The 16227-nt window shown below is 69.1% G+C and carries 13 protein-coding genes and 1 pseudogene; 4 read left to right on the top strand and 10 right to left on the bottom strand.

All coding sequences use genetic code 11. The features are described from left to right. Positions 1-42: 42 nt before the first annotated feature. The 3 genes from WS92_RS11640 to WS92_RS11650 form a co-directional block, all read right to left on the bottom strand. Positions 43-576, bottom strand: coding sequence for a DUF5943 domain-containing protein (locus tag WS92_RS11640; RefSeq protein WP_059931579.1), 534 nt, complete (start codon positions 574-576; stop codon positions 43-45). A 159-nt stretch (positions 577-735) separates the two neighbouring features. After that, the gene (locus tag WS92_RS11645; RefSeq protein WP_006027776.1) at positions 736-1707 is read right to left on the bottom strand and encodes a dipeptidase; all 972 of its coding nucleotides are present in this window, start codon (positions 1705-1707) and stop codon (positions 736-738) included. Between the two features lie 28 nt (positions 1708-1735). After that, on the bottom strand, positions 1736-3010 hold the full coding sequence (locus tag WS92_RS11650) for a serine hydroxymethyltransferase (RefSeq protein WP_059931577.1): 1275 nt from the start codon (positions 3008-3010) through the stop codon (positions 1736-1738). 35 nt (positions 3011-3045) lie between these two features. Here WS92_RS11650 and WS92_RS35760 point away from each other — a divergent pair, with 35 nt between their 5' ends. Next, positions 3046-3240 (top strand): hypothetical protein, encoded by a 195-nt coding sequence (locus WS92_RS35760; RefSeq protein WP_167359319.1) that lies wholly within the window; start codon positions 3046-3048, stop codon positions 3238-3240. A 206-nt stretch (positions 3241-3446) separates the two neighbouring features. Next, on the top strand, positions 3447-4472 hold the full coding sequence (locus tag WS92_RS11655) for a GlxA family transcriptional regulator (RefSeq protein WP_015603525.1): 1026 nt from the start codon (positions 3447-3449) through the stop codon (positions 4470-4472). A gap of 27 nt (positions 4473-4499) precedes the next feature. Here the strand turns inward: WS92_RS11655 and fdhA are convergent, their stop codons facing one another. The 3 genes from fdhA to WS92_RS35765 form a co-directional block, all read right to left on the bottom strand. Further along, positions 4500-5699, bottom strand: a complete 1200-nt coding sequence (gene fdhA, locus WS92_RS11660) for a formaldehyde dehydrogenase, glutathione-independent (protein WP_009914481.1) — start codon at positions 5697-5699, stop codon at positions 4500-4502. A gap of 268 nt (positions 5700-5967) precedes the next feature. Further along, positions 5968-6984, bottom strand: coding sequence for a substrate-binding domain-containing protein (locus WS92_RS11665; RefSeq protein WP_059931575.1), 1017 nt, complete (start codon positions 6982-6984; stop codon positions 5968-5970). Then, positions 6981-7262 (bottom strand): hypothetical protein, encoded by a 282-nt coding sequence (locus WS92_RS35765; RefSeq protein WP_162486727.1) that lies wholly within the window; start codon positions 7260-7262, stop codon positions 6981-6983. Before WS92_RS35765 ends, WS92_RS11665 begins: the two co-directional genes overlap by 4 nt. Here WS92_RS35765 and WS92_RS11670 point away from each other — a divergent pair. Together WS92_RS11670 and WS92_RS11675 are read left to right on the top strand one after the other, a co-directional pair. Further along, the gene (locus WS92_RS11670; protein WP_041862047.1) at positions 7173-8729 is read left to right on the top strand and encodes a glycoside hydrolase family 68 protein; all 1557 of its coding nucleotides are present in this window, start codon (positions 7173-7175) and stop codon (positions 8727-8729) included. The genes WS92_RS35765 and WS92_RS11670 overlap by 90 nt on opposite strands. 139 nt (positions 8730-8868) lie before the next feature. Then, positions 8869-10542 (top strand): glycoside hydrolase family 32 protein, encoded by a 1674-nt coding sequence (locus WS92_RS11675; RefSeq protein ID WP_059931573.1) that lies wholly within the window; start codon positions 8869-8871, stop codon positions 10540-10542. 192 nt (positions 10543-10734) lie between these two features. Here WS92_RS11675 and WS92_RS11680 read toward each other — a convergent pair whose 3' ends face one another. The 4 genes and pseudogenes from WS92_RS11680 to WS92_RS11695 all read right to left on the bottom strand — a co-directional run. Next, positions 10735-11997, bottom strand: coding sequence for an HlyD/EmrA/EmrK family protein (locus WS92_RS11680; protein WP_061083854.1), 1263 nt, complete (start codon positions 11995-11997; stop codon positions 10735-10737). Positions 11998-12279: 282 nt separating this feature from the next. Further along, positions 12280-13881: an efflux transporter outer membrane subunit gene (locus tag WS92_RS11685; RefSeq protein ID WP_061083844.1), complete on the bottom strand. Its 1602-nt coding sequence runs from the start codon at positions 13879-13881 to the stop codon at positions 12280-12282. A gap of 50 nt (positions 13882-13931) precedes the next feature. Then, positions 13932-14891 (bottom strand): glycosyltransferase family 2 protein, encoded by a 960-nt coding sequence (locus WS92_RS11690; protein WP_061083845.1) that lies wholly within the window; start codon positions 14889-14891, stop codon positions 13932-13934. A gap of 107 nt (positions 14892-14998) precedes the next feature. Beyond that, positions 14999-16225 (bottom strand): annotated as a pseudogene (locus WS92_RS11695) (DHA2 family efflux MFS transporter permease subunit); the annotation flags it as partial. Positions 16226-16227 lie beyond the last annotated feature (2 nt).

Raw genomic sequence — 16227 nt, forward strand, 5'->3', positions numbered from 1 at the left:
TTCGAATGTCTCGTGTTGCGGGTGGGGTTCCGTGTCGGCGAATCAGCGGGCGATCGGCGACACTTCGAAGACGCAATGGTCGTGGCCCTCGGCCGCACACTGCACTTCCGTCGACCGCGCGCGCGGCGCGCCGCGGCCTTCCGGCGTCGCGTCGTTGACCCAGTCCATCGCGCCCGCGAACCAGCCCGCGAACATGTAGCAGAGCTTGCCCGCCTTGCCCGGCTGCGCGAGCACGAACGACGAATGGCGCAGCTCGATCCTCGCGCGCGCGGCGGCCGGATCGGCGTCGACGATCGAGAACAGCCCCCAGCCGCGCTGCGACAGGCGCTTCAGGTAGTGCTCGAACACCGCCATCCCGGCGATCCCGTGCTGGTTCGCCTCCTTGTCGCACCAGTGGTACGCCGACTTGTAGCCGGCCTGATAAAGGATGTCCGCGTAGGCGTCGCGGCCGAGCGCCTCTTCCACTGCCGTATGGTTGTTCGTGAAGAAGTGGCGCGGCACGTACAGCATCGGCAGCGCGTCGGTGGTCCAGACGCCGGTGTTCGGATCGACGTCGATCGGCAGTTGCGGTTGCATCGTGTGACTCCGTGGGGTAAAACGCGCGGCGCCCTGGCGCACGCGCGGCATCGTCCGCGCGCCGACGCTCGTCGAGCGGGCGCGTCCTGAATCGGATCGGTTGAAAGCGGGCTGAAAAACGGGTTGAAAACGAACGGCGCGGGCGTGGCATGCGGACGTCTACGCGCCCCAGACCTCCTTGAACACGCGCACCCAGTTCTCACCCATGATCTTGCGGATGCGCGATTCCTTCCATCCGGCGCGCGCCATCGCGGCCGTCAGGTTCGGGAACTCGCCGATCGTTCGGATGCCTTCCGGATTCACGACCTTGCCGAAATTCGTGAGCCGGCGGTAGCGGCCCTTGTCGTGCGTGAGCCAGTCGAAGAAGTCGACGCTGTAGCCCTGCGTGAAATCGGTGCCGATGCCGACCGCGTCCTCGCCGATCAGGTTCACGACATAGCCGATCGCCTCGATGTAGTCGTCGATCGTCGCGTCGATCCCGCGCTTCAGGAACGGCGCGAACATCGTCACGCCGACGAAGCCGCCCGCATCGGCGATCTCCTTCAACTGCGCGTCGCTCTTGTTGCGCGGATGCTCCTTCAGTCCCGACGGCAGGCAGTGCGAATAGCAGACGGGCTTCTTCGAGAACGCGATCGCCTCCGACGACGTATTGCCGCCGACGTGCGACAGATCGACCATGATCCCGACGCGGTTCATCTCCGTGATCACCTCCCGGCCGAAATCCGACAGCCCGCCGTCGCGCTCGTAGCAGCCGGTGCCGACGAGGTTCTGCGTGTTGTAGCAAAGCTGCACGACGCGCACGCCCATGTCGGCGAACGCCTCGACGTAGCCCAGGTTGTCCTCGAACGCGTGCGCGTTCTGGAAGCCGAGGATCACGCCCGTCTTGCCGTCCTTCTTCGCGCGGAGGATGTCGCCCGTCGTGCGCACGAGCGTCAGCAGTTCGCCGTTGTCGCGAATCTGCTTTTTCATCAGCGCGATGTTGTCGACCGTCTTCGTGAAGTTCTCCCACACGGATACCGTGCAGTTCGCGGCCGTCACGCCGCCCTTGCGCATGTCTTCGAACACCGAGCGTTCGAACTTCGAAATGTTCAGGCCATCGATGACGATGCTGTCCTGGTGCAGCGTGCTCATGGATTCTCCAGTCTTGTCGGCGCGTGGGTCAGTAGATCGGGAAGCGCTCGCAGAGCGCGAAGATCTCGCGGCGCACGCGCTGTTCGGTCGCGTGATCGCCTTCCGGGTTCGCGCGCAGCGCGTCAAACACGTCGAGAATCAGGCGGCCGACCTCGCGGAACTCCGCGACGCCGAAGCCGCGCGTCGTGCCCGCCGGCGTGCCGAGGCGAATGCCCGACGTGATCGTCGGCTTCTCGGTATCGAACGGGATGCCGTTCTTGTTGCACGTGATGCCCGCGCGCTCGAGCGCCTGCTCGACCTGCGCGCCCTTCAGGCCCTTCGGCCGCAGATCGACGAGCAGCAGATGGTTGTCGGTGCCGCCCGTCACGAGGTCGACGCCGCCCGCCTTCAGCACGTCGCCGAGCGCCTGCGCGTTCGCGAGCACGTGGTCGATGTAGGTCATGAAGTCCGCGTGCAGCGCCTCGCCGAACGCAACCGCCTTGCCGGCGATCACGTGCATCAGCGGGCCGCCCTGCAGGCCGGGGAACACCGCCGAGTTGATCTTCTTCGCGATCTCCTCGTCGTTCGTCAGCACGAAGCCGCCGCGCGGGCCGCGCAGCGTCTTGTGCGTGGTCGACGTGACGACGTGCGCGTGCTCGACCGGGTTCGCATGGCGGCCCGCGGCGATCACGCCGGCGATGTGCGCCATGTCGACCATCAGCTTCGCGCCGACCGAATCGGCGATCGCGCGAAAGCGTGCGAAATCGAGCTTGCGCGGATACGCGGAGAAGCCTGCGATGATGAGGCTCGGCTTGTGCCGCTGCGCGAGTTCCTCGACCTGGTCGTAATCGATCAGCATCGTGTCGCGGCTCACGCCGTACTGGAGCGCGTTGAACCACTTGCCGGACAGCGCCGGCTTCGCGCCGTGCGTGAGGTGCCCGCCCGCGTCGAGCGACATCCCGAGCACCGTGTCGCCCGGCTTCGCGAGCGCGAGCATCACCGAGCCGTTCGCCTGCGCGCCGGAATGCGGCTGCACGTTCGCGTAGCCGGCGCTGAAGATCTGCTTCACGCGATCGATCGCGAGCGCCTCCACTTCGTCGGCGAATTCGCAGCCGCCGTAGTAGCGCTTGCCCGGATAGCCTTCCGCATACTTGTTCGTCAGCACCGAGCCCTGCGCGTCGAGCACCGCGCGCGACACGATGTTCTCCGACGCGATCAGCTCGACCTGCGACTGCTGGCGTTCGAGTTCCTTGAGGATCGCGCCGCGCACGGACGCGTCGCGCTCGGCGAGCGATTGCGAGAAGAAGGGATTGGCGTTCGACATAAGGCGTCTCGTCACTGAATTTTGAGGGAGCGCCGGTGGCAGGCCCGAAGGCCCTTCGCACGGCGTTTGGGCGTTCCGCCGCAGCGGCTGCCGACGGCTCTATTCTTGTCGTTCGGATTTTCAGCCGATTGATGAATTCAGACGCTTTCTTTCCCTTTTCCGACATGTCCGTCACTTTTGAACAAGTGACCGGTCGTGCGTTTTTCGCGGCGGCCGTGCCGGGCGTCTGACGGCCGCCCGGCACTGGCTCGGTGCCGCCGCTGCACTCACGCCGCGCAGCCGCTCACGGTTACGGTGCGGCGCAGCGAAAGGCCGCCGACAGGCAGCCGACGGGATCTAGGGTTTAGCCGTATGGCACGCTTGTTGCGCTCGATTTCACAATACGCGAGCCGAGCGCCCCGGCCGCATCAAGATCAGATCCAAGGAACGCTTCCCCATGTCGCCCGACCGCACCGCGTCGCTGTCTCATTTCGCGTTCATGCCGCTGCCCAACTTCACGATGATCGCGTTCACGAACGCGATCGAAGTGCTCAGGATGGCAAACTACCTGAGCGGGCAGCCGCTATACCGCTGGTCGATCATCAGCCCCGAAGGCGGCATGATCACGGCGAGCAACGGGCTCGCGGTCGACACCGGCCCGGCGGAATGCGCCGGGCAGCCCGACATCGTGTTCGTCTGCGGCGGCGTGGACGTGCAGCGCGCGACGCAACCCGGGCATCTCACGGCGCTGCGCCGCTTCGCGCGCGCGGGCGTCGCGCTCGGCAGCCTCTGCACCGGCACCTATGCGCTCGCGAAGGCGGGGCTCCTCGCCGGCTACGCGTGCGCGATCCATTGGGAAAATCTGTCGGCGCTGAAGGAAGAATTTCCCGATACGCGCTTTCTCAAGGAACTGTTCGTGATCGACCGCGATCGCGTGACCTGCACGGGCGGCGTCGCGCCGCTCGACATGATGCTGAACCTGATCGCGTCGCGCATCGGCACCGCGCGCGTCACGCAGATCGCCGAGCAGTTCATCGTCGAGCACGTGCGCGACACGAGCGCGCAGCAGCGGATGCCGCTCGTCGCGCGGCTCGGCTCCGCGAACAAGTCGCTGTTCGAAGTGATCGCGCTGATGGAGAACAACATCGAGGAGCCGCTGTCGCGCGAAGAGCTTGCGCGGCTCGCGAACATGTCGCAGCGGCAGTTGCAGCGCCTCTTTCGCGAGCATCTCGGGATGACGCCGACGCATTACTACCTGACGCTGCGCCTGCGCCGCGCGCGCGAGCTGCTGCTGCAGACCGACATGTCGATCATGCACATCACGATGGCGTGCGGCTTCCAGTCCGCGTGCCACTTCAGCAAGAGCTACCGCGACGCATTCGGCACCGCGCCGACGCGCGAGCGCCGCAAGCAGGTCGCGCCGCTCGCGCAGCCGTCGATGCCGGGCGGCGCGAGCGTGCCGTCGATGATGCTGCACGCTTGAACACGATCGCCGCGCCGCGCCCGCGCGTCAGGCCGCCTTCAGCATCCCGTGCGGATCGATGACGAATTTGCGCGGCGCGCCGCCGTCGAACTTCTTGTAGCCCTCCGGCGCGTCGTCGAGCGAAATCACCGTCACGTTGACGATCTCCGCGATCGGCAGCCGGTCGAACAGGATCGCCTGCATCAGGTTGCGGCTGTACTTGAGTACGGGCGTCTGGCCGGTATGGAACGAGTGCGACTTCGCCCAGCCGAGGCCGAAGCGGATGCTCAGGCTGCCGTGCTTCGCGGCGACGTCGACGGCGCCCGGATCGTCGGTCACGTACAGGCCCGGAATGCCGATCGCGCCCGCGGGCCGCGTGATCTCCATCAGCGAGTTCAGCACCGTCGCGGGCGCTTCCTCCGCATGGCCGGACGAGCCGTGGCCGTGCGCCTCGAAGCCGACGCAGTCGACCGCGCAATCGATCTCCGGCTTGCCGAGAATCTGCTCGATCTGCTCGCCGAGCGTCGCGTCCTTCGACAGATCGACGACCTCGAAGCCCATCGCCTTCGCGTGCGCGAGACGCTCGGCGTTCATGTCGCCGACGATCGTGCACGCGGCGCCGAGCAGGCGCGCCGACGCGGCGGCCGCCATCCCGACCGGGCCCGCGCCCGCGACGTAGACGGTCGAGCCGGGCTTCACGCCGGCCGTGACCGCGCCGTGATAGCCGGTCGGCAAGATGTCCGACAGGCACGTGAGATCGCGGATCTTCGCCATTGCCCGATCGCGATCGGGGAATTTCAGCAGGTTGAAGTCGGCATACGGAACGAGCACGTACTCGGCTTGCCCGCCGATCCAGCCGCCCATGTCGACGTAGCCGTAAGCGCCGCCCGCGCGCGACGGATTCACGTTCAGGCACACGCCCGTGTGCTGCTCCTTGCACATCGCGCAGCGGCCGCACGCGACGTTGAACGGCACCGACACGAGATCGCCGATCCTCAGCGTCTCGACATCGCGACCGACCTCGACCACTTCGCCCGTGATCTCGTGACCGAGCACGAGACCGACGGGCGCCGTCGTGCGGCCGCGCACCATGTGCTGATCGGAGCCGCAGATATTCGTGCTGACGACCTTCAGGATCACGCCGTGGCCGATCGCGCGGCCGCTCGGGTCGACCATCTTCGGATAGTCGATCTTCTGCACCTCGACCTTGCCCGGCCCCTGATACACGACACCTCGGTTGCTGCTCATCGCTTCGTCTCCATGTCTCGTTGGCGGTGCGCCGCGCGTCGCCCGGCCCGCGCGTTCGCGCGTCGGCCGGACTTGCAGCGGGCCTTTCGAGGTTAGTCCGCGAGCCGGGGGGCCGAGCGTCCAAAAACCGACATCCGCTTGGCCACGGCCGACATGCGATGGAAACGGCGGCGCCGAAGCGGCACCGGCGATGGCGGCAGCGACGGCGATCCGCGCGACGCGCGGGGCGTCGCGACGCGCAACCTGTGCGAGAGGGAGGAAATGCGCGTCAGCCGCCGCGCGGGCCGTCCGTGTCGCCGGCCTCGACGACGGGCAACGCGAGCCGATGCGCGACGTCGGCCGGATGCGCGATGACGCCGAGCATCAGCTCGGCGATCGCGCGGCCGGACGCGTGCCCGGTCGGCTGCAGCACCGCGCTCGCCTTGTACGGAAACGAGATGTCGGGCGATACGCCGTCGTAGACGATCAACGACACGTCGTCGACGAAACGCCTGCCGCTCGCGACGATCGCCCTGAACGCGCCCGCGCCGGCGATGTTGTTGTCGATGACGAGCGCAGTCGGCGGATCGGGAAGCGCGAGCAGCGCCTGCGCCGCGCCGTAGCCGCCGTCGCGCGTGAACGCGCATTCGCGGATCAGCGCGGCATCGGGCTCGATCCCCGCGTCGCGCAGCGCGCGCTCGAAGCCCGCGCGCCGCTGCGCGGCGAAATTCATCGTCTGCGGCGCGCAGACGAGCGCAATGCGCCGGTGCCCGAACGCGATCAGCCGCTGCGCGGCCGCATGCGCGCCCGCCTCGTTGTCGAAGTCGAACCACGTGTACGGCTTCGCGCTCGCGGTCCGGCCATAGGCGACGAACGGAAATTCGCGCTCCTGAAGAAAGCGGATGCGCGGATCGTCGACGAGCGTGCGCGCGACGATCAGCCCGTCGACGAGCCGGCCGTCGACGAGCCGCCGGTACGTCTCGAGCTCCGCGTCCGGCCGCGCGGACACGATGAAGAAATCGCGGCCGCTCTCGCCCAGGCGCTCCGTGATGCCCGCGACGACCTCGGCGAAGCGCGGATCGCCGAGGTCGCCCGCGCCGAACGGATAGACGATGCCGACCGCGTCCGCACGCCCGGTCGCGAGCCGGCGCGCGGTCGGGTCGGCGACGTAGCCGAGCTCGCGCGCCGCCTGCATCACGCGTTCGCGGGTGGCCGCGCTCACGTCGTCGTAGCCGTTCAACGCCCGGCTCACCGTCGTGCGCGACAGCCCGAGCGCGTCCGAAAGCGCCTTCAGATTCACCTTCACCGTCGTTCCCCGTATTCGATGTCCTGCCCGGCCGAACCCGTTCGAGCAATTATTTCCATCTGGTAAGCATTACCGTCAAATAAATATCTTTTGCCTTCCAAACCGGTTTGAAATAGTATCCAAACCGGTTTGGATATCGATACCACCCTTAGACGTTCCCTTTCACCGTCAACTGAAACAACGCCGAGATGACATATTTTCTTTCTTGCCGCACGACTGCGGCCAAACGTTTGCTGCTCGCTGGCGGCGCACTTGCCGCCTTCGCGTCCGCTTCGCATGCGCAGACCGCCGGCGCCCCCATGCCCACGCCGCACACGCAGCAGGCTTACGACCCTGAAAGCAACTTCACGATGCGCTGGACGCGCGCCGACATCCGTCAGATCGTCGCCCAGTCGCACACCGCAGGCGCAGACAAGAACTCGCTGCCGCAGGCGCTGACGATGCCGAACATCCCGCAGGATTTCCCGCTGATCAATTCGGACGTGTGGGTCTGGGATACTTGGCCCCTCGCCGACCTGCGCGCGAACCAGCTCAGCTACAAGGGCTGGGAAGTGATCTTCTCGCTCACCGCCGACCCGCACGCGGGCTACACGTTCGACGACCGCCACGTTCATGCGCGGATCGGCTTCTTCTATCGCCGCGCGGGCATCCCCGCGTCGCAGCGGCCCGCGAACGGCGGCTGGACCTGGGGCGGCCACCTGTTCCCGGACGGCGCGAGCGTCAAGGTGTTCGGCACCGCGCCGATGACCAACAACGCCGAATGGTCGGGCTCGGCGCGCCTCACGCACGGCGACAACGTCAGCCTCTACTACACCGCGACGTCGTTCAACCGCTCGGCGCCCGGCGGCGCCGACATCACGCCGCCGATGGCGATCATCACGCGCGCCGACGGCCACATCCACGCCGACGACAAGCACGTCTGGTTCAGCGGCTTCGACGATCACAAGGCGCTGCTGCAGCCTGACGGCAACTATTACCAGACCGGTCAGCAGAACACCTACTTCTCGTTCCGCGATCCGTTCGTGTTCACCGACCCCGCGCACCCGGGCAAGACCTACATGGTCTTCGAGGGCAACACGGGCGGCCCGCGCGGCGCGCGCACCTGCACCGAAGCCGATCTCGGCTACGCGCCGAACGATCCGTACAAGGAAGACCTCAACGCGGTGATGAATGCGGGCGCAGTGTATCAAAAGGCCAACGTCGGCCTCGCGGTCGCGACGAATCCGCAGTTGACCGAGTGGAAGTTCCTGCCGCCGCTGCTGTCGGCGAACTGCGTCGACGATCAGACCGAGCGTCCGCAGATCTACATGAAGGACGGCAAGTACTACCTGTTCACGATCAGCCACCGCACGACGATGGCGGCGGGCGTCGACGGCCCGGACGGCGTGTACGGCTTCGTCGGCAAGGGCATCCGCAGCGACTTCCTGCCGCTGAACGGCGGCAGCGGCCTCGTGCTCGGCAACCCGACCGACTTCTCCGCGCCCGCCGGCGCGCCGTATGCGCAAGACCCGAATCAGAACCCGCGCGAGTTCCAGTCGTACTCGCACTACGTGATGCCGGGCGGCCTCGTCGAGTCGTTCATCGACGCGATCGGCGCGCGGCGCGGCGGCACGCTCGCCCCGACGGTGAAGGTCAACATCAACGGCGAATCGACGGCGGTCGACCGCACGTACGGCGTGGGCGGCCTCGGCGGCTACGGCGACATTTCCTCGAACCAGCCGGCCTTGGGCGCAGGCCACAACTAACTGAAGCAACGATGCCGGAAGGCGGACGCCGCGCCCGCCTTCCGGCGCGAGGACGATCGGACATCCCGCGCGCCATGCGCGCCGTGTCCGGCCGTCCTCGCGCATCGCGCCGCACGCGCCGGCCCCGCAGCAAAGAAGGATTCATCCGATGTCCATCCCCCGATCACGTTTTTCTTCCCTCTTCTCCGGCTTCGTCGCGCTCGCCGCGTGCTTCGGCTTCGTCGCGCATGCTGCGGAGGCGCCATGCACGCCGCCGTCCGCGACATCCGCACCGTCCGCCGACGGCACGCCGCAATGGCGCCCCGCGCTGCACTACGCGCCGCAGCGCAACTGGATGAACGACCCGAACGGCCTCGTCTACGACGACGGCGTCTATCACCTGTTCTATCAATACAATCCGCACGGCAACTTCTGGGGCGACATGTCGTGGGGGCACGCGACGAGCCGCGATCTCGTGCACTGGGACGAGCAGCCGGTCGCGATGCCGGCGAACGCGCACGAGGAGATTTTCTCCGGCTCGATCGTCGTCGATGCGCGCAACACGTCGGGCCTCGGCACCGCGGATGCGCCGCCGCTCGTCGCGCTCTACACGAGCGTCTACAAGGCGGGCTCCGGCCACGCAGCCGGCACGCAGGCGCAGTCGCTCGCGTACAGCGTCGATCACGGCAAGACATGGCGGCCGTACGCACGCAATCCGGTCCTCACGCTCGATCCCGAATCGCGGCATTTCCGCGACCCGAAAGTGACGTGGTACGCGCCGGGCGGCTACTGGATGATGACGACGGTCGTCGCCGACGCGCACGTCGTCAAGCTGTATCGGTCGAGCGACCTGATTCACTGGGATTTCCTGAGCGACTTCACGCTGCCCGACGTCCCGCATCACGGCGCGCTGTGGGAAATGCCCGAGCTGCTGCCGATGCCGCTCGACGGCGACGCGACGCGCACGAAATGGGTGTTGATCGTCAACGTCAATCCGTGGTCGATCGCGGGCGGCTCGGGCGCGATGTATTTCGTCGGCGGCTTCGACGGCAGGACGTTCACGCCCGATCGCGCCGCGCCGGCGAACGCCGATCCCGCGCAATACCAATGGCTCGACCACGGCGCCGATTACTACGCGGCCGGCACGTTCGCGAACGCGCCGGGCGACCGGCCGGTCGCGATCGGATGGATGAGCAATTGGGACTATGCGGACCGCATTCCGACGACGCCGTGGAAAGGCACGATGGCGTTGCCGCGCGAGCTCGCGCTGAAGACGATCGATGGCCGGCCGCAGTTGACGGTCGTGCCCGCGCGGCCGTTCGACGCTTTCGCCCGCGGCCTGCCTGCCGTGCGTATCGGCTCGCTCGCGGTCGCGTCGGCGACGCGCGAGCTCGACGCCGGCGCACGCGGCACCGTGCAGCGCATCGCGCTGACGATCGAGCCGCGGTCGGCGCGGCGCGCCGGCTTGATCGTGCGGCGCTCGGCAGACGGCCGCGTCGGTACGCGTATCGCCTATGACACGGCGGCGCGCACGCTGACCGTCGATCGCTCGGCGTCCGGCGAAACGAACTTCTCGAGCGCGTTCAGCAAGCAACACATCGTCGCGCTGCCGCTCGTGAACGGCAAGCTGCGGCTCGACGTGATCGTCGATCGCGATTCCGTCGAAGTGTTCGACGGCGACGGCCGCACCGTCATCACCGATCTCGTGTTTCCGTCGCCGGCAGACGACCGGGTCGCCGTGTTCGCCGAAGGCGGCGATGCGACGTTCAGCGATGTCGTGGTGACGAATCTCGGCGCGGCCGCGGGCATGCGGCGAGCGTGCTCGAAATCATAGGGATCGCTGACGGTTGCGGCGTCGATGCGGTTGGCGCACGACATTGCGAGCACGCGTGCCGATCATGTGCAGGACGAGCGAAGCCGATACGCTTCGTTCTCGGCGGGCGAGCCGGTGGATGTGGAGCCACCTATCCCGCGACGCGAATGACGCGCGCGAGTAAATCGCCGTGACGAGGCGGGCGGCCGCCCGTCACCGGCCGCCGTCATTCTCCCGAATCACCGCCTCGGCCGCCGCCTCCGCCTCGCCCGCATGCGCTTCGTGCACCCGCGTGCGCAGCCCCGGCAGCGGCGCGTCCCCGTCGAGCAGATGCCCGCCGCGCACCTTCGTCTCTACCGTCGCCCGCATCGACAGCCCCACCCGCAGCGGATGCGCCGCCAGCTCCGACGCATCCAGCGAGATCACCACCGGCAAGCGCTGCACCACCTTGATCCAGTTCCCCGCCGCGTTCTGCGACGGCAGCATCGAGAACGCGCTCCCCGTGCCCGCCGAGAACCCCTCCACCCGGCCACGGTACGTCACCCGCGAGCCGTACAGATCCGATTCGAGCCGCACCGGCTGACCCACCCGCATGTGCCGGAGCTGCCCTTCCTTGAAGTTCGCCTCCACCCACACCTGCCGCAACTGCACCACCGACATCAGCGGCGCACCGGGCCCCACCTGCTGCCCGATCTGCACCGACCGCTGGCCGACCGTCCCGTCCACCGGCGACACGATCGTCGTGCGCTTCAGGTTCCGGTACGCGAGCTTGAACTGCGCGCCCGCCTGCTGCACCGCCGGGTTCTGCCCGACCGGCCGCTCGCTGCCCAGCGCGCGCGCCGCCTCCAGTTGCGCCCGCGCCCCCGCCAGCGCCGCCTGCGCGTTCGCGAGCGAGGACTTCGCCCGCGCCAGCTCCTCCGGCGCCACCACCTCCACCGACGCCCCCACCCGCGCCCGATACGCCTGCTGCGCGAGCGTCAGGTCCGCCTCGCGCGCCTTCACCGTCTGCTCGTACGTCCCCATCGACAGCCGCGTGTTCGCAACCTGCCGCACCGCCTGCGCAAGCTGCGCCCGCGCCTGCGCGAACGCCGCCGACGCGTCCGCGTCGTCGAGCTTCACCAGCGCCTGCCCCGCCTTCACCTGCTGCGTGTCCGCCACCAGCACGTCGGTCACCGTCCCCTGGATCTGCGCGGCGATCTGCACGACGTTGCCGGCCACGTAGGCATCGTCCGTCTCTTCGCTGAAGCGCCCGACGAGCCACCAGTAGAGCGCGGCGGCCAGCGCCGCGATCGCCAGCACGCCGAAGAACAGCGCGAAGCGGCCGCGCCGCGCCGCACGGCGCGCGGCGAGCGACGCCGCGGTTTCGGGATGCGGCCGCGGCCCGGGCTCCGGCGCGGGCTTCGCGGGCGCGCCGCCGATGGCGGCCGGATCGGTCGGCGCCTTCGCGCGCGGGGTGGCGGTGGCGGTGTCGTTCAAGGGCTTCGCGTGCGTGATGTCGGCGGCGCCGGGCTGCGCGGGCCGGCTCGATGCGCTTCGATGCCCGGCGGCGGTGTCGGTCGAATCTCTCGTATTCACAATGATAGTGGCGTTGGTGTGGATGTCTTCGCGCTCGATGGCTTCGTCACAGGCTCCTGCGATGCGTTTGTACCCGATGCGTTCGCGCATCGATCCCGGCGGACAGCGATGCATCGGAAGCCTCCACCGCGGCAATCGTCATCCCGCCGCCGTTCGGCCATCCGCCGCGCCGCGCGATCCCGATCAATCGTGTCGCGTGTCGTTCGCCGCGGCCGGCGGCGCCGCCGCGAACGGCTTGCCCGCCTGCGCCAGCGGCGCGCCGTCCGCCTGCCGGGCGTCGAAGCCCCCGCCCAGCGCACCGATCAGCCCCACCCGCAGCGCCCGCCGCCGCGCCTGCAGCTCGATCGCGTGCGTGCGCTCGTCCAGCAGCGTCAGCTTCGCCATGTCGACGTCCTTGCGCATCCCCATCCCGCGCCGGTGCCGGTCCTCCGCCAGCGCCACCATCCGCTGCGCCGCGCGCACCGCCTGCTGCTGCTCCCCGAGCAGCGCATCGACCGTCGACAGCGACGTCAACTGCCGCGCCACCTCGCCCAGCGCCGCATCCACCGTCTGGTTGTACAGCGCCAGCGCCACCTCCGCGTTCGCCACGTCGCCCCCCAGCTTCGCCTTCAGCCGGCCGCGATCGAAGATCGGCAGCGACAGCGCCGGCCCGATCGAGCCCCCCAGCGCGTCGTGCCTGAACAGCGACGCCGGCGCGAGCGCGAACAGCCCGCCCAGCGCCGCCAGGTTCACGTCCGGGTAGAACGCCGCGCGCGTGCCGTCGATCGTCGCATACGCCGCCTCCACCCGCAGCCGCGCCGCGACGATGTCCGGCCGCCGGCCCAGCAGCTCCGCCGGCAGCCGCCGCGGCAGCGGCGCGTCCGCGGGCGGCGCGAGCCTCGGCCGCGCGAGCGACAGCCCCCGTTCCGGCCCGCGCCCGCTCAGCACCCCCAGTTGCAGCTTCTGCAACTGGATCTGCTCGTCGGTCAGCGCGATCTGCTCGAACAGCTTGCTGCGCTTGAGCGCCGCGTCGTCCGCGTCGTAGCCGTTGTCGATCCCGCGCGCCGCGCGCTCGCGCAGCACCGCCTCGACCTGCTCGCTCGCGCGGCGCTTGAGCTGCAGCAGCTCGCGCAGCGCATACGCGCGGTCCAGCTCGCCGTACAGCGTCACGATCGCCACCGACAGCGCGAGCCGCGCCTGCTGCGCCTCGACCCGCGCCGCGTCGCGCATCGACAGCAGCCCGCGCGTGGCCGCCGCGTTCTTGCCCCACAGGTCCAACTGATAGTTCAGCCCGACGAACAGCGACGACGACGACACCACCGATTCGCCGACGAGCGGCACCGACACCGGCAAGCCGTTCAGCGTCGTATTGATGGTGCCGCCCGAGCGCGGCACGTGCGCCTTGGACAGCGACGCGCCCGCCTTCGCGGTGAGTCCCGTCAGCGATTCGAACTGCTGCAGTTGCGACTGCGCGACGCCGATGCGCGCCTGCGCGGCCTGCAGCGTCGGGTTCTGCCGCAGCGCTTCGTCGACCAGCGCATCGAGCTGCGGATCGCCGAGCTGCCTGACCCAGTCGGGGCTCGGCCAGGCGCCGTGCGCGGCGCCCCCCGTCGTTTGCGCGAGCGCGTCGTCGCCCGGCGCGCGCGGCGCGAGCGCCGGCTCGAAGCCCGACGGCGCGCAGCCGGCGAGCGCCCACGCGAGCGCGGCCGCCGCGAGCCGGCGCGCCGCGCGGCTGCCTGCCGTGGTCGTTGCGGTCGTTGCCGCTTGCGTTGCGGCCGTTGCCGCTTGCGTTGCGCTCCGCCTCATGCTCGTGACGCGTGCCTCGTTCTCATATCCCTCTGTCCGGCCTGCTCCGGTCATTCCTGCCGCACCGGCTCGCGCGCCGCCGCGCCCGCGCGCGCATCGTCGAACGATCCCAGCCGCCCGAACAGGCCGTCGAGCACGCCCAGCGCGATCCCCCGCAGCTTCGCGCCCTTCTCCCGCTCGCACAGCACCACCTGAACCACCTGCCATAGCGTCAGCAGACTCGGCACCAGCGCCACCGGAAACCGCAACCCGTACTGCAGCCCCAGTTGCATCGCGTTGCGCGCGCCGTAGTACCGGCGCAGCCACCCGTGATGCATCGCCGTCAGCTCGAACGGCCCCACCTTGTGCCGGCGCCGCGCGCCGATCCGGTGCGTCAGCACGAGCGACGGCACCACGTACAGCGGCACGTTGTGCGCGAGCGCGCGCAGGCAATACTCGGTGTCGACGTGATCGATGAACAGCGCCTCGTCGAATCGCCCGAGCCGCGCGTACGCGGCCCGCGAGATCACGCTGCCCGACGAGATCAGGAACGCGCAGCGCCGCGGCCCCGTCTCGCCCTCCACCCGCACGCGGCGCACCGTCACGCCGCTCGTCATCAGCACCGGCAGGAAGCGCCGCTCGTTCGCGTCGTAGATCCGCGGCCCCGCAATGAATGCGCCCGCGTGCGCGCCCGCGCCCAGTTGCGCGCACGCCTCGCGCATCCGCGCGAAGTACGCGGCCGGCACCGTCGAGTCCTGGTCGAACAGCGCGACCGCCTCGACGCCCTGCGCGAACAGCGCCGACAGCCCCGCGTTGTACGCGCCCGCCACCCCGCCGCGGTTGCCGTGGTGCTGCCACACGACCCTCGTCCGCGCCGACAGCGCGCGCACCCGCTCGCGCGCCGCCGCGTGCTCGTGCGGCGTGTTGTCGATCACCGCGAGCGCATCGCTGTCGCGCGCGAGCGCCTCCAGCCCCGACAACTGCTCGTCCGTCGGGTCATACAGAATCACCAGCGCGCCCAGGGTCGTCATCGCTCTTCCTTCCTCCTTCCGTGGTTCGAGCTTCGGCGTGCTCGCCTCGCCATCGCGGCGATGCGCCGCATCCTCAGGACTTCGATGCATCGCCGCTCGCCTTCGCCTCAATGCCCGAGCGCCGCCGCCGCGCCCCGCTTCGGCCGTGTCAGCCACATCAGCCCCGCCAGCAGCAGGCACGTCACGCTCGCCATGCAGAACATGTCGTTCGTCGCCATCATGTACGCCTGCTGCCGCACCACCTGATGCAGCGAGCTCAGCTCGCGCACGCCGTGCAGCCCCATCGCGTGCAGCGCGTCCACGTACCGCTGCGTGTTCTCCGACGCGCGCGTCACCGACTGCGACACCACCGCGTAGTGGTACGTCGCCCGGTTGTCCCACCACGTCACGCTCAGCGCCGTGCCGAACGCCGCCGACAGCGTCCGCAGGAAGTTCGACAGGCTCGACGCCGCCGCCAGCTTGTCGTCCGGCACCCGCGACAGCGTCGCCGCCGTCAGCGGGATGAAGAAGCACGGCAGCCCCATCCCCTGGATCAGCCGCGGCGTCACCACCTGCGCGAACGTCATCGACAGCGTGAAGTGCGTGCTCCACCACATCACCGCCGCGAACACCCCGAACCCGAACGTCACCAGCACCCGCGCGTCCAGCCGGCTCGCGTACAGCCCCACCAGGATCGAGAACGCCAGCGCCAGCACCCCCATCGACGCCGTCGCCAGCCCCGCCTGGTACGCCGTGTACCCCATCACCGCCTGCAGCCACAGCGGAAACACCACCCCCACCACCGAGAAGCTCATCATCCCCAGCGAGATGATCACCACGCAGAACGTGAAGGTCCGCTCCCGGAACAGGCTCAGCTCCACCACCGGATGCGCCTCGCCCAGCTCCCAGATCAGCAGCGACACGAGCGACACCCCCGCCGTGATCGCCAGCCCCGTGATCAGCGGCGAATCGAACCACCCCCGGTCATGCCCCAGATCCAGCATCGCCTGCAGCGCGCCCACGCCGATCACCAGCAGCACGATCCCCGGCACGTCGATCGGACTCGCCTCGCCCCGCTGCGCCTGCGGCCGCAGCATCAGCGCGCACACCGCGAACGAGAACAGCCCGATCGGCAGGTTGATCAGGAAGATCCACGGCCACGAGAAGTTGTCGATCAGCCAGCCGCCCACCACCGGCCCGAAGATCGGCGCGAGCAGCACCGTCATCCCCCACAGCGCCAGCGCCAGCGTGCGCCTGGCCGGCGGGAACGCGCGCATCAGGATCGTCTGCGACAGCGGCACCATCGGCCCCGAGAACAGCCCCTGCAGCGCCCGGCACGCCACCAGCACCTCCAGGT

The organism is Burkholderia sp. MSMB1588, from assembly GCF_001546925.1.
GTDB classification, from domain to species: Bacteria; Pseudomonadota; Gammaproteobacteria; order Burkholderiales; family Burkholderiaceae; genus Burkholderia; species Burkholderia humptydooensis.

What these genes read in the sequence shown, in the direction of transcription:
- WS92_RS11640 (WP_059931579.1), bottom strand. Translation starts at nt 576, where the DNA reads ATGCAACCGCAACTGCCGATCGACGTCGATCCGAACACCGGCGTCTGG.
- WS92_RS11645 (WP_006027776.1), bottom strand. Translation starts at nt 1,707, where the DNA reads ATGAGCACGCTGCACCAGGACAGCATCGTCATCGATGGCCTGAACATT.
- WS92_RS11650 (WP_059931577.1), bottom strand. Translation starts at nt 3,010, where the DNA reads ATGTCGAACGCCAATCCCTTCTTCTCGCAATCGCTCGCCGAGCGCGAC.
- WS92_RS11655 (WP_015603525.1), top strand. Translation starts at nt 3,447, where the DNA reads ATGTCGCCCGACCGCACCGCGTCGCTGTCTCATTTCGCGTTCATGCCG.
- fdhA (WP_009914481.1), bottom strand. Translation starts at nt 5,699, where the DNA reads ATGAGCAGCAACCGAGGTGTCGTGTATCAGGGGCCGGGCAAGGTCGAG.
- WS92_RS11670 (WP_041862047.1), top strand. Translation starts at nt 7,173, where the DNA reads ATGACATATTTTCTTTCTTGCCGCACGACTGCGGCCAAACGTTTGCTG.
- WS92_RS35765 (WP_162486727.1), bottom strand. Translation starts at nt 7,262, where the DNA reads ATGCGAAGCGGACGCGAAGGCGGCAAGTGCGCCGCCAGCGAGCAGCAA.
- WS92_RS11685 (WP_061083844.1), bottom strand. Translation starts at nt 13,881, where the DNA reads ATGAGGCGGAGCGCAACGCAAGCGGCAACGGCCGCAACGCAAGCGGCA.
- WS92_RS11690 (WP_061083845.1), bottom strand. Translation starts at nt 14,891, where the DNA reads ATGACGACCCTGGGCGCGCTGGTGATTCTGTATGACCCGACGGACGAG.